Consider the following 12,736-nt stretch of genomic DNA (forward strand, 5'->3'; position numbering starts at 1 on the left):
TCTCCAACTTTTGGTTGAATGACTAGATTTAGGCTTTTATTGTTGGCGCTCTTTAAAAGCGCGTTCGATATCACGTTTTGCTTCTTTTTGTTTTAAGTCTTGGCGTTTATCGTATTTCTTTTTACCTCGAGCTACACCGATGAGTACTTTTGCGTAGCCATCTTTAATATACATTTTTAGCGGAACAATCGAATAACCGGACTCTTTCGTTTCTCCAATTAAACGGCTGATTTGCTTCTTATGTAAAAGCAATTTGCGCGTTCTTAGTGGATCATGATTGTAGCGGTTCCCTTGTTCATAAGGACTAATATGCATATTGTGTAAGAAAATTTCCCCTTTGTCGATACGTGCATAGGAATCTTTTAAGTTTACCCGTGCGTTTCTTACGGATTTAATTTCAGTACCTTGCAGGACAATGCCAGCCTCAAAAGTTTCTTCAATTGCGTAATCGTGGCGCGCTTTTTTATTTTGCGCAACTAGCTTACCATCACCTTTTGGCATAACTCCCCATCCTTTCTAGCGACGTTTTTTCTTCTTCGGGCTTTCTTTTGCTACACCTTGATAAAAAGGTTTTTTCTTCTTTTTCTTTTTAGGTTTTGTATGCCATTCGTCTTCTTTACGTTCTGATTTTGGTTTCACGTCTTCTGATTTACCAGCTCTACGTTTGTTACGACCTTTTTTCTGGTTACTCTTGAAATTTCTTGTTTTATCAATCGGTTTTTCGCGTTGGCGTTTTTGTTTATCGCTCACTGGACCTGGTTTACCTTCACTACGAAGCGCAAAATCGATTTCACGAGCATCCACGACTACTTTGGTTACTTCGACTTCCACTTCATCACCAATACGATAAATTTGGCCTGTTCTTTCGCCAATCATCGCTAATTGATTTTGGTGGAATTTGAAGTAATCGCCTTTCATTGCGCTCACATGAACTAAACCTTCAATCGTAGTTGGAAGTTCGATAAATAAGCCAAAATTGGTTACCGAACTAATGATTCCGATGAAACGTTCGCCCACTTTGTCGACCATAAATTCCGTTTTCTTCAGTTCGTCTGTTTCGCGCTCTGCTTCAACGGCACGGCGCTCCATTTTCGAGCTGTGTTCAGCAATCTCAGGAAGCTCCTCAGCGCGTTTTTCTAACGTTTCCGGACGAACATCCCCGTTAATTAAATACTCTCTAATCAACCTGTGAACAATCAAGTCCGGGTACCGACGAATTGGTGACGTGAAATGTGTATAAAAATCAGTAGACAAACCAAAGTGTCCGGCGCTTACTGTGTCATACTTCGCTTGTTGCATCGAACGCAGCATAACAGTCGAAACAACCATCTCTTCTGGTTTACCTTTTACTTCTTCTAGTACTTGTTGTAAAGCAGCTGGGTGAATATCGTTAGCAGTCCCCTTCACAATCAAACCAAAGTTCGTAATAAATTCAAAGAACCGCGCTAATTTATCTTCTTTTGGATCTTCATGGATACGGTAAATAAATGGTACATCCATCCAGTGGAAATGCTCTGCAACTGTTTCATTGGCAGCAAGCATAAATTCTTCAATCAAATGCTCTCCCGCTGAACGTTCGCGCATAACGACTGCTTCTGGATGACCGTCTTCATCAACAACTACACGTGCTTCTTTAAAGTCAAAATCAATCGCGCCACGTTTTTCACGTTTACGACGAAGTATTTCGGCCAAATGTTGCATCTTTTCAAGCATTGGAACAATTGGCGCATATTTTTCCCGTAAAGCTTCGTCCTTTTCAACTAAAATATCATTTACATCCGTATACGTCATACGTTCTGTTGTTTTAATAATACTTTCAAAAATTTCGTGATTAACCACATGACCTTCTTCATCGATTTCCATTTCACAACTCATAGTAAAACGATCTACTTGTGGGTTAAGCGAGCAAATTCCGTTCGATAGTTTATGTGGCAACATCGGAATTACGCGGTCAACCAAATAAACACTCGTTCCACGTTCTTGCGCTTCGACATCAAGCGGCGAGCCTTCTGTCACATAATGCGTTACATCCGCAATATGAACGCCCAGCTTCCAGTTACCGTTCGAAAGTTGCGTAACAGTTACAGCATCATCTAAATCTTTAGCGTCTGCCCCGTCAATCGTAATAATCATTTGGTCACGAAGATCACGACGGTTACCAATATCCGAATCATCCACCACATCCGGCGCTTTACTTACCTGCTCCATTACTTCTTCCGGGAACCCGATTGAAATACCGTGTTTATGAATAATCGATAAAATATCCACTCCTGGATCATTACGGTGACCGATGATTGATTTAACAACCCCTCTTGCACGCGCATGCCCAGTTGCATATTCCGTCAATTCAACGATAACTTTATGCCCATCAACTGGTTTTAAGCCGTCTTCTAAATCAATTTCCACTTCACCAAAAAGTCGCTTGTCATCTGGCATCACAATTGGAGTACCAGCTAAGTCTTCCATATAAGTTCCGACGATTTGCGTTGTCTTCCGTTCGACAATTTTCTTAATCGTCCCCTCTGCCAAATTATCGCCTTTACGTTTCGTAATCGTTGCAAAAACTAAATCGCCATTCATTGCATCTTTTACTTCATTTGGTGGGATAAAAATATCGTCCATTTCTTTTTCTTCCGGGAGAACAAAGCCAAAACCTCGTTCATGCGCGCGAAATGTTCCTTTTACTAAGTCCATTTTTTCTGGTAATGCATACCGATTCTTCCTTGAGCGGACAATAGTTCCGGAATCTTCCAGTTTCACTAAAGCTTTCACCATTAATTTAAAGTCATCCGCATTGTTTAAAGCTATTTCTATTTCCAAATCTTCAAGCGCAAATGTTTTATCAGGCGCTGAAGTTAATAGATTCATAATTTTTTCTTCCATTTGTTTTTGTTCCACTTCTGTCCCTCCTCTCTCTGTTTTAAAAATTGTCTATTCTTGCCAATCTAAACTATCTAAAAATGTTAAAATGGCTTGATTTACTTCTTTTCGTTCTTTGTCTAATGTGATGACGTGCCCAGATTCTTTAAACCAGTGCAATTCTTTCTTCGTTGACTCTACTGTATCATAAATTAGCTGTGCTCCGCTCACATCAACCATATCGTCTTTTTCACCTTGGACGACCATTATTGGCGCATAAATCATATCTATTTCAGCCACGACGCCATTTATCTCGTCCTTTAGTTTAGCGATTGTGTTCATTGGGGCGTCTTTATAGGCAACCATTTCAGCATCGATTTGTTCAGGTGTTTTACCTTCTAATTTTTTATAATTACGCACATAATCTAAAAAGCCTTGAATTATTGGTGATGAACTGTCCATTCTTGTTGGAGTACTCATGGCTATAATTCCCTTTAACGGCCTAGAAAAACCTAATTTTAGTGAAAAAAGCCCACCGAGTGAAAGTCCCGCCACAGCTATTTCCGTGTAACCAAGTGATTTTAGGTGATCATAGGCTTCAAGAACATCTTCCCACCAATCGTTTGGTCCCGTTTTTAACAGTAGGTCAGGAGATACACCGTGGCCTCTGTATTGAGGTGCATAGCAAGTATAATTGTTTTCTTGTAAAAACCTACCTAATATTCTTACATCCGCTGAGCTACCTGTGAAACCGTGCAAGAGTAACACTGCTCTTTTGCCTTTTTCGAATAGGAATGGTTGTGGTGGTGTTATTTTCATAGTAAATATCGCTCCTTGGTTCTTTTTGGAGGTTTGGTTGATCTGGGTTGGATGTTATTTTTGTTGGAGTTCTAGGGGATTGGCTGTATTTAATAATTTATACTTCCCTTTTTGAGTTGTTCGTCCACTTTTTTTTATGGAAACAACGCTCCACTTCGTTACGCCTTGTATTGGAGTTCTAGGGGATTGGCTGTATTTAATAATTTGTGCTCCCCTTTTTGAGTTGTTCGTCCACTTTTTTTATGGAAACAACGCTCCACTTCGTTACGCCTTGTATTGGAGTTCTAGGGGATTGGCTGTATTTAATAATTTGTGCTCCCCTTTTTGAGTTGTTCGTCCACTTTTTTTTATGGAAACAACGCTCCACTTCGTTACGCCTTGTATTGGAGTTCTAGGGGATTGGCTGTATTTAATAATTTGTGCTCCCCTTTTTGAGTTGTTCGTCCACTTTTTTTTATGGAAACAACGCTCCACTTCGTTACGCCTTGTATTGGAGTTCTAGGGAAGCGGAATACGCTTCTTTAGAACTCCAATAAAAAACCACCTAAATTTTCATTCAGGTGGTTAACATCTCGTTACTGTACAAAATATGCCAGTGCAATTAGTATTGCGAAGAAAACAACGGATAGAACGATGGTTGTACGATGTAGAATAAGTTCTAGTCCTCTTGCTTTTTGCTTACCGAATAATTGCTCAGCTCCACCAGAGATGGCGCCGGATAAGCCAGCACTTTTACCTGGTTGAAGTATGATAACTGTAATTAACAGTACTGATACGATGATGAGTAAGACCGTTAAAACTGTACTCATTGTTCTTTCCTCCTAAAACCGCCCAATTTGACTAAGATTAATTTTACCATATTTGGTATTATACGTAAAGGTTTGTTTCTATACAATAGTTAAACAACTTTTTCCTCTAGCCAAACTAAATCGTCTAAGAAGTAAATTAAGTCTTCTTCTAAAATGTCTTTCTCACAGTCGTTCACGATGTCATGCCCTGACCCTGCATAGAAACACAATTGTTTATCATTTGTATGAATGTGCTTAAAGATATAATTGGCGTTATCTGCGTCGATTTCTTCATCTTGACAGCCTTGGCCAATCATGGTTGGTACATGAATTTTTTCAATGTCTCGCGCTACGTTTTTGTAGAAAGTAGCACGTGCTTCCGTCATTACGTCTATTTCAGGAAGGTAGTTTTTTAGCATTTGATCTGCTTCTTGTTCTACTATACCTTGTTTCTTTAATTGTTTAGTTAAATAGTTTTCGATTGGGATATAGCGCATTTTGCGGTTGACGTTGGCGCATAGTGGAACAATCGCTTTTGGTGAAAACGATTCTGCCATTTTAAGCGCAAAAACTCCGCCCATTGCGACACCGACAATTGCAATTTCATTATATCCGTCTTTTTCAAGTTGACGATATCCAGCCACCGCATCTTCATACCACATTTCCGGTGTTGTTTTCAAGAAAATAGCGGGTTCATCCCCGTGACCTCTGAAGTTTGGTGCATGCACTGTGTATCCATTTTCTGCTAGAATTTCTCCAAGTTCTCTTACGTCTTCTGTAGTCCCTGCAAAGCCATGCAAGAGCAAAACAGCACGATTTCCCGCTTTTAACGTAAAGCTACGATCCGCACTCATTTTTACGCAATCCTCCTAATATCATCACTTTTATAATCCACTCTATTGTAGCCCATCTGAACTAAATAAGCTACCTTTTGAGTTCTGACCAATAGACCAATATTAACGCTATCCAAGGAACTTGTCAAACACTTTTTTCACAAAGCTCAAACACGTTGCTACCAAAGGCTTTTCCGGAGGTTTCATTTGTGAATTTCTGCGCTTAAATTAGAAAAGAAACTATGAATTAATTGTAACAATTGTTTCGGTTTTTGCCTTGGTAAATAATGAAGTCCATTTCTTACAATAACCATTTCACCGTGTTGAACAGAATGCACCATTTTCTTTGTATCTTTGGAAGATATTAAATCATATTCACCCACAACAGCTAAAAGTGGCGCGCTTATTTTTTGCAAATCCGCTTCTGACATATGTGGATGATAAATCGTTAAAGCAAGTTGTCGTTTCATCCGCTCAAAAAAGCGACTAAATGGCGCTAAAAGAAATGCAGCCCCGTAGGCGACACGACAAAATAAATCTGGTAAAAATCGTATTTGATTTACATGATAGTTTGTTCCAATAACAACGGATGCGATTTGACGGTTCGGTTGCAATTTCCCCATTACGAGAGCAACAATACCGCCGTCGCTATATCCGATAACTTTATATTTATCAATTTTCAAATAATCGAGTAACGAAAGCATATCTAGCGCCATTACTTCAAAATCAAGCGGTGTATTTCCCGCTTCACTTTTCCCGTGTGCGCGGCTATCTACGGCGATTACTTGATGATTAGTAGAGAGGTCATCAATCATCCGCTTTAAAGAACGATGATTTTGACCATTCCCGTGAATAAGCAAGATTGGTTCGCCTTTACCGATTATTTGATAAAACAAGTTAATTCCATTGATTTCTGCAATCATATAGCATTTCTCCTTGCTGAAAACATTTTCTACCCTTATTTTACACCTGATTATACTTGATTTCCTATAAAAAAGCTTCCATTTTCATTAAAATACGCCTGATTCTTTTAAAACTAGAATCAGGCGCACCGTTTATTTCATAAGTCTTCGGTGAAACTGTTGTTGGGGCATATCTGCGTTAATGATTTTCTTTTGCACAGAATGTTTTTCCGCTAAGGGGTGGCTTTTTTCATGCACCACAGCGTCTTTGATTTTTGGAGTTTCGAGCACTTTTGAGGCCTGACTATTTTTTACTTTCATCAGCATTACCTCCTCTTCCAAATCATTACCCCTCTCGCTATTTTTAAAACAGAAAAAACTCCGCGAAAATGTTACTTTTCGCGGAGCTTAGCGTTTTATTCAATCAACTTATTTTTTTAAGTTGTAGAAAGTTTCGTTACCATGGTATTCAGCAAGATCAGCCAAATTGTCTTCGATGCGGAGTAATTGGTTATATTTTGCAACACGGTCAGTACGAGTAGGCGCACCAGTTTTGATTTGACCAGCGTTTGTAGCTACTGCAATGTCAGCGATTGTGGAATCTTCTGTTTCACCAGAACGGTGAGAGATAACTGCAGTGTAGCCAGCGCGTTTAGCCATTTCAATTGCATCCAATGTTTCAGTCAAAGTACCGATTTGGTTAACTTTGATTAGGATGGAGTTAGCGATACCTTTTTCGATACCTTCTTTAAGTTTAGTTGTGTTAGTTACAAATAGATCGTCACCTACTAATTGAACGCGGTCACCAATACGTTCTGTAAGTAGTTTGAATCCGTCCCAGTCGTTTTCGTCTAGGCCATCTTCAATAGAGATGATTGGGTATTTAGTAATCATTTCTTCATACCAAGTTACCATTTCTTCAGAAGTACGAGTTACGCCTTCACCTTTAAGTTCGTATTTACCAGTTTCGCGGTTATAGAACTCACTTGATGCAGCATCCATCGCAAGTTTAACTTCTTCGCCAGGTTTGTAACCAGCATCTTTAATTGCTTGCATGATTGTTTCAAGAGCTTCTTCATTGGATTTAAGGTTTGGAGCGAATCCACCTTCATCACCAACACCAGTGTTTAAGCCTTTACCTTTAAGTACAGCTTTAAGTGCGTGTAGGATTTCAGCACCCATACGTAGAGCTTCTTTAAAGTTTGGAGCTCCAACAGGCATTACCATAAATTCTTGAACGTCGACATTGTTATCAGCATGTTCTCCGCCGTTAAGGATGTTCATCATTGGAACTGGAAGAACTTTACCGTTCACTCCGCCAAGATATTCATATAAATGTACGCCTAGTTCGTCAGCAGCAGCACGAGCAGCAGCTAAAGAAACACCAAGAATAGCGTTAGCACCTAATTTACCTTTGTTAGGTGTACCATCAAGTTCGATCATTGCTTTGTCAATTCCGATTTGATCAGTTACGTCAAAACCGATAATTTTGTCAGCAATAATGTCGTTTACGTTTTCAACAGCTTTTAAAACACCTTTTCCAAGGTAACGAGCTTTGTCGCCATCGCGTAATTCTACAGCTTCGTATTCACCAGTTGAAGCACCACTTGGAACTAAAGCGCGACCAAACGCACCAGCTTCAGTATAAACTTCAACCTCAACAGTTGGGTTACCACGGGAATCTAAGACTTCGCGAGCATAAACTTCAGTAATAATAGACATTTATAATTCTCTCCTTTGTTGGGATTAATTGAATGAAATGAACAAAAAATTCACTTCAAATCAAAGACCCATCCGTTTTTAAATTCGTATTTATTGTAGCTCTGTTTGCAAAAAAACTAAAGTAATAACTAAAATTATTTTTGAATTAAACTTTCACCTGTCATTTCGGCAGGTTTTTTAACGCCAAGTAAATCAAGCATAGTTGGCGCAACGTCAGCCAGACGACCACCTTCACGAAGCGTTACACCTTTTTTCGTTACAATTACTGGAACTGGAACAGTAGTGTGCGCAGTGTGCGGTTTTCCTTCTGGAGTAGACATTGTTTCAGAGTTACCATGGTCCGCAAAGATAATAGCTGATCCACCTTTTTCTAAAATAAGGTCTACTACACGACCAAGATTTTCATCTACTGCTTCGATTGCCTTAATCGTTGGCTCAAGCATACCTGAGTGACCAACCATATCTGGGTTTGCGAAGTTTAAGATGATCGCATCGTGTTTGTCGTTTTTAATGTCTTCAACAAGTGCATCTGTTACTTCATATGCGCTCATTTCAGGTTGCAAATCGTATGTTTCTACTTTTGGCGAATTGATTAGAATCCGGTTTTCACCAGGGAATTCTTCATTTCGTCCACCATTCATAAAGAATGTTACATGTGGATATTTTTCTGTTTCAGCGATACGCAGTTGCGATAAGCCTTCATTAGAAAGTACTTCGCCGATAACATTTTTCATTTCAATTGGCTCAAAAGCAACTTCAGCATCAATGCTTGGGTTGTAAAGAGTCATTGTAACGAATTTGATGTTTTTAGGGTGGTTAGCCCCGCGGTCGAAATGATCCCATTCTTTATCAGTGAATGCATTAGAAAGTTGAATCGCACGGTCAGGACGGAAATTGAAGAAAATAACTGCATCGTTGTCTTTAACTGTTGCAACAGGTTTGCCATCTTTAGTAATGATAGCTGGAACAACGAATTCATCATTTTTGTCATTAGCATAAGAAGCTTTGACAAGTTCGATTGGATCTTCAAATTTTTCACCTTCAGCGCTTACGATTGCTTTGTATGCTTTTTCAACACGTTCCCAGCGTTTATCACGATCCATCGCGTAGAAACGTCCAGAAACAGTAGCAATAGCACCATAGTTTAAATCACTAATAGCTTTTTGTAGTGTTTCTAAATATTCTAGTGAAGATTGTGGAGCCACGTCACGTCCATCAAGGAATGCATGGATATAAACGTTTTTCACGCCTTTATCTTTCGCAGTTTCTAAAAGTGCAACGAGGTGATTAATGTGACTATGCACGCCGCCGTCTGATAGTAAACCGAAAAGATGTAAGTCCGAGTTGTTTTCTTTTGTATGAGTGAAAGCATTGTTTAGGGCTTTATTCTCTTGGAATTCGCCTTCTTCAATAGCTTTGTCAATACGAGTTAAGCTTTGGTAGACAATACGTCCAGCTCCGATGTTTGTATGGCCAACTTCAGAGTTACCCATTTGACCTTCTGGAAGACCAACATCAAGGCCGGCAGCTTTAAGTTCCCCGTGAGGAAAATTAGCCCAATAACGGTCGAAATTTGGTTTGTTTGCTTGAGCTACAGCATTACCTACTGTTTCTGCACGTTTACCAAAACCATCGAGGATAATAATTGCTACAGGTGATTTACTCATTTTATTTTACTGCCTCCAATAATGCTAAGAACGATGCTGGTTCTAAGCTTGCTCCACCTACAAGAGCGCCGTCAATGTCGGACTCTGCAAGATAATCAGCAATGTTTTCAGGTTTTACGCTACCGCCGTATTGAATACGAACTGCGTCTGCTGCTTTTTGAGATACAGCGTCTGCAACTTCTGCACGAATAACTGCACAAGTTTCGTTTGCATCAGCACTTGTGGAAGATTTCCCAGTACCGATTGCCCAAATTGGTTCATAAGCAATAACAGATTTGATTACTTGTTCTTCCGTTAATCCAGCAAGAGCTGCACGGATTTGACCACGTACCCAAGTATCTGTTTGACCAGCTTCACGTTGATCTAATGTTTCACCACAGCAAATGATTGGTGTCATGCCGTGTTTGAAGATTGCATGTGCTTTTTTGTTAATATCTTCGTCTGTTTCGTGGAAATACTCACGACGTTCAGAGTGTCCGATAATAACATAAGAAACACCTAAATCAGCAAGTGCAAACGGGCTAATTTCGCCAGTGAAAGCACCTTCGTCTTCAAAATAACAGTTTTGTGCAGCTACGCGAAGATTAGTTCCTTCAGTAAGACGAACTAATTCTTGTAAAAATAGCGCCGGTGCAGCAACTACTGATTCAACAGCATCGCTTGATGGCACGTTATTTTTTACGTCTTCTGCAAATTGTCCTGCTTTTGCAGCAGTTTTGTTCATTTTCCAGTTACCAGCAATAATTGGTTTACGCATTTGGATAAACATCCTCTCGATATTAAAAATTATTTTTGGTTCAGCTTATTTGTCGCTAATAGAAGCAACGCCAGGAAGCTCTTTACCTTCAAGATATTCTAATGATGCACCGCCACCAGTGGAAATATGTGTGAATTTGTCAGCAAAACCTAAGTCCATAGCTGCTGCTGCGGAATCCCCACCACCGATGATTGTTGTTGCATCCGTTAAGTTTGCAATAGCTTCACAAACGCCAATTGTACCTTTAGCAAAGTTGCTAAGTTCGAATACGCCCATTGGACCATTCCATACAACTGTTTTAGCGCCTTGAAGTTCTTTTGTAAATAAGTCAATTGTAGCTTGACCAATATCTAGTCCCATTTCATCAGCTGGAATGCTATCTGCACTCACTGTATGGAAAGGAGCATCGTTACTGAATTCTTTAGATACAACTGCATCAACTGGCAATACTAATTTATCGCCAGCTTTTTCAAGTAAGCCTTTAGCAAGTTCAACTTTATCTGCTTCTAAAAGAGATTTACCAATTTCTTGACCTTGAGCTGCCATGAAAGTGAAAGTCATTCCGCCGCCGACAAGAACTTTGTCTGCTTTTGTAAGTAAGTTTTCGATAACACCGATTTTGTCAGAAACTTTTGCGCCACCTAGGATTGCTACTAGTGGACGTGCTGGATTATCAACTACACCGCCGATGAATTTAATTTCTTTTTCCATCAAAAATCCGGCCGCTGATTCTAAGTTAGAAGCGATTCCAACGTTAGACGCGTGCGCACGGTGAGCAGTACCGAAAGCGTCATTTACGAAAACGTCGCCAAGGCTAGCCCAGTATTTTCCAAGTTCTGGATCATTTTTGCTTTCTTTTTTACCATCAATATCTTCAAAACGTGTATTTTCAAAAAGAAGTACTTCGCCGTCTTTTAACTCATCAATTGCTTTTTCAAGTTCTGGACCACGAGTAGTTGGAACGAATTTCACTTCTTTTCCAAGTAATTCGCTTAAACGAGCGGCTACTGGACGAAGAGATTTTCCTTCTTTATCTTCTTCTGTTTTTACTTTTCCAAGGTGAGAAAATAGAATTGCTTTACCGTTTTGTTCTAAGATGTACTCAATTGTTGGAAGTGCAGCAACAATACGGTTGTCGTTAGTGATTTTGCCGTCTTTCATTGGCACGTTAAAGTCAACACGAACTAAAACTTTTTTGTCTTTTAAATCTAAATCAGTTACAACTTTTTTAGCCATTTAGAGTTCCTCCATTAATTTTAAAGGATTGGGGTCGCCCCCGTTATTTCAGAAAATAAGCGGAAACAATAGTGTCTCCGCTTATTCTTGTTATTGCTGATGTGACTAGCACTTCAGTAAAATTAATCTGCTAATTATTTAGCGATTTTTGCAAAGTATTCTAAAGTACGTACTAATTGAGCAGTGTAGCTCATTTCGTTATCGTACCAAGCTACAGTTTTAACTAATTGTTGATCGCCAACTGTAAGAACTTTTGTTTGAGTTTCGTCAAATAATGAACCGAAAGTCATACCTTTGATGTCAGAAGAAACAACTTGGTCACTAGTGTAACCGAATGTTTCTGGATCAGAAGCTGCTTCCATAGCTGCATTTACTTCATCAACAGTAACTTTTTTGTCAAGAACTGTTACTAATTCAGTAAGGGAACCAGTTGGAACTGGAACACGTTGAGCAGCTCCGTCTAATTTACCTTTAAGTGTTGGTAATACTTCACCGATAGCTTTAGCAGCACCAGTTGTATTAGGGATAATATTTTCGGCAGCAGCACGTGCACGACGGAAGTCACCTTTTGGATGTGGAGCATCTAATGTATTTTGGTCACCAGTGTAAGCGTGAATTGTAGTCATTAGACCTTCAACAACACCAAATTTGTCTTCTAAAACTTTAGCCATAGGAGCTAAACAGTTAGTAGTACAGCTTGCGCCAGAGATAACTGTTTCAGTTCCGTCTAATGTTTCATGGTTTACATTGTAAACGATTGTTTTCATGTCGCCAGTTGCTGGAGCGGAGATAACAACTTTTTTAGCGCCAGCTTTAATGTGTAATTCAGCTTTGTCTTGCGCTGTGAAGAAACCAGTACATTCTAAAACGATGTCTACTCCTAGGTCACCCCATGGAAGTTCTTCTGGGTTACGGTTAGCTAATACTTTAACTTCTTTACCGTTTACGTTGAAGAAACCATCATGTACTTCTACTTCACCGTCAAAACGGCCTTGAGTTGTATCATATTTTAACAGGTGAGCTAACATTTTAGCGTCTGTTAAGCCATTGATTGCAACAACTTCAATTCCTTCCACATTTTGAATACGACGGAATGCTAGACGTCCGATACGTCCAAAACCATTAATACCAACTTTAACTGTCATAAGTCAAT

Annotated in this window: 12 protein-coding genes; all 12 read right to left on the reverse strand. The window is 39.5% G+C overall.

Annotated elements, in window-relative coordinates; all coding sequences use genetic code 11:
• Positions 1-36: 36 nt before the first annotated feature.
• A complete protein-coding gene (smpB, locus tag LMOATCC19117_RS12525; protein ID WP_003723350.1) occupies positions 37-501 on the reverse strand; it encodes an SsrA-binding protein SmpB in 465 nt (154 codons plus the stop codon).
• Positions 502-516: 15 nt separating this feature from the next.
• Entirely contained in the window at positions 517-2,898 is a 2,382-nt protein-coding gene (rnr, locus tag LMOATCC19117_RS12530) for a ribonuclease R (RefSeq protein ID WP_003734730.1), read from the reverse strand.
• 33 nt (positions 2,899-2,931) lie between these two features.
• Positions 2,932-3,678 (reverse strand): alpha/beta hydrolase, encoded by a 747-nt coding sequence (locus tag LMOATCC19117_RS12535; protein ID WP_003726178.1) that lies wholly within the window; start codon positions 3,676-3,678, stop codon positions 2,932-2,934.
• 575 nt (positions 3,679-4,253) lie between these two features.
• Positions 4,254-4,487: a preprotein translocase subunit SecG gene (secG, locus tag LMOATCC19117_RS12540; RefSeq protein WP_003727926.1), complete on the reverse strand. Its 234-nt coding sequence runs from the start codon at positions 4,485-4,487 to the stop codon at positions 4,254-4,256.
• Positions 4,488-4,576: 89 nt separating this feature from the next.
• A complete protein-coding gene (locus LMOATCC19117_RS12545) occupies positions 4,577-5,320 on the reverse strand; it encodes an alpha/beta hydrolase (protein WP_003727925.1) in 744 nt (247 codons plus the stop codon).
• A gap of 182 nt (positions 5,321-5,502) precedes the next feature.
• Positions 5,503-6,222 carry an alpha/beta fold hydrolase gene (locus LMOATCC19117_RS12550; RefSeq protein ID WP_003726578.1) on the reverse strand — a complete coding sequence of 240 codons (720 nt, stop codon included), beginning with the start codon at positions 6,220-6,222 and terminating at the stop codon, positions 5,503-5,505.
• Positions 6,223-6,354: 132 nt separating this feature from the next.
• Positions 6,355-6,528, reverse strand: a complete 174-nt coding sequence (locus LMOATCC19117_RS12555; RefSeq protein ID WP_003772391.1) for a hypothetical protein — start codon at positions 6,526-6,528, stop codon at positions 6,355-6,357.
• Between the two features lie 102 nt (positions 6,529-6,630).
• The gene (gene eno / locus LMOATCC19117_RS12560) at positions 6,631-7,923 is read right to left on the reverse strand and encodes a phosphopyruvate hydratase (protein ID WP_003726579.1); all 1,293 of its coding nucleotides are present in this window, start codon (positions 7,921-7,923) and stop codon (positions 6,631-6,633) included.
• Between the two features lie 134 nt (positions 7,924-8,057).
• On the reverse strand, positions 8,058-9,590 hold the full coding sequence (gpmI, locus tag LMOATCC19117_RS12565) for a 2,3-bisphosphoglycerate-independent phosphoglycerate mutase (protein WP_003727922.1): 1,533 nt from the start codon (positions 9,588-9,590) through the stop codon (positions 8,058-8,060).
• A 1-nt stretch (position 9,591) separates the two neighbouring features.
• On the reverse strand, positions 9,592-10,347 hold the full coding sequence (tpiA, locus tag LMOATCC19117_RS15035; RefSeq protein ID WP_003726581.1) for a triose-phosphate isomerase: 756 nt from the start codon (positions 10,345-10,347) through the stop codon (positions 9,592-9,594).
• 45 nt (positions 10,348-10,392) lie between these two features.
• On the reverse strand, positions 10,393-11,583 hold the full coding sequence (locus tag LMOATCC19117_RS15040) for a phosphoglycerate kinase (protein WP_003726582.1): 1,191 nt from the start codon (positions 11,581-11,583) through the stop codon (positions 10,393-10,395).
• A 134-nt stretch (positions 11,584-11,717) separates the two neighbouring features.
• Positions 11,718-12,728: a type I glyceraldehyde-3-phosphate dehydrogenase gene (gap, locus tag LMOATCC19117_RS12580; RefSeq protein WP_014929122.1), complete on the reverse strand. Its 1,011-nt coding sequence runs from the start codon at positions 12,726-12,728 to the stop codon at positions 11,718-11,720.
• Positions 12,729-12,736 lie beyond the last annotated feature (8 nt).

The organism is Listeria monocytogenes ATCC 19117 (genome assembly GCF_000307025.1).
GTDB classification, from domain to species: domain Bacteria; phylum Bacillota; class Bacilli; order Lactobacillales; family Listeriaceae; genus Listeria; species Listeria monocytogenes_B.

Coding starts and splice junctions, on each gene's coding strand:
- smpB (WP_003723350.1), bottom strand. CDS start 501: ATGCCAAAAGGTGATGGTAAGCTAGTTGCGCAAAATAAAAAAGCGCGC.
- LMOATCC19117_RS12535 (WP_003726178.1), bottom strand. CDS start 3,678: ATGAAAATAACACCACCACAACCATTCCTATTCGAAAAAGGCAAAAGA.
- secG (WP_003727926.1), bottom strand. CDS start 4,487: ATGAGTACAGTTTTAACGGTCTTACTCATCATCGTATCAGTACTGTTA.
- LMOATCC19117_RS12545 (WP_003727925.1), bottom strand. CDS start 5,320: ATGAGTGCGGATCGTAGCTTTACGTTAAAAGCGGGAAATCGTGCTGTT.
- LMOATCC19117_RS12550 (WP_003726578.1), bottom strand. CDS start 6,222: ATGATTGCAGAAATCAATGGAATTAACTTGTTTTATCAAATAATCGGT.
- LMOATCC19117_RS12555 (WP_003772391.1), bottom strand. CDS start 6,528: ATGCTGATGAAAGTAAAAAATAGTCAGGCCTCAAAAGTGCTCGAAACT.
- eno (WP_003726579.1), bottom strand. CDS start 7,923: ATGTCTATTATTACTGAAGTTTATGCTCGCGAAGTCTTAGATTCCCGT.
- gpmI (WP_003727922.1), bottom strand. CDS start 9,590: ATGAGTAAATCACCTGTAGCAATTATTATCCTCGATGGTTTTGGTAAA.
- tpiA (WP_003726581.1), bottom strand. CDS start 10,347: ATGCGTAAACCAATTATTGCTGGTAACTGGAAAATGAACAAAACTGCT.
- LMOATCC19117_RS15040 (WP_003726582.1), bottom strand. CDS start 11,583: ATGGCTAAAAAAGTTGTAACTGATTTAGATTTAAAAGACAAAAAAGTT.
- gap (WP_014929122.1), bottom strand. CDS start 12,728: ATGACAGTTAAAGTTGGTATTAATGGTTTTGGACGTATCGGACGTCTA.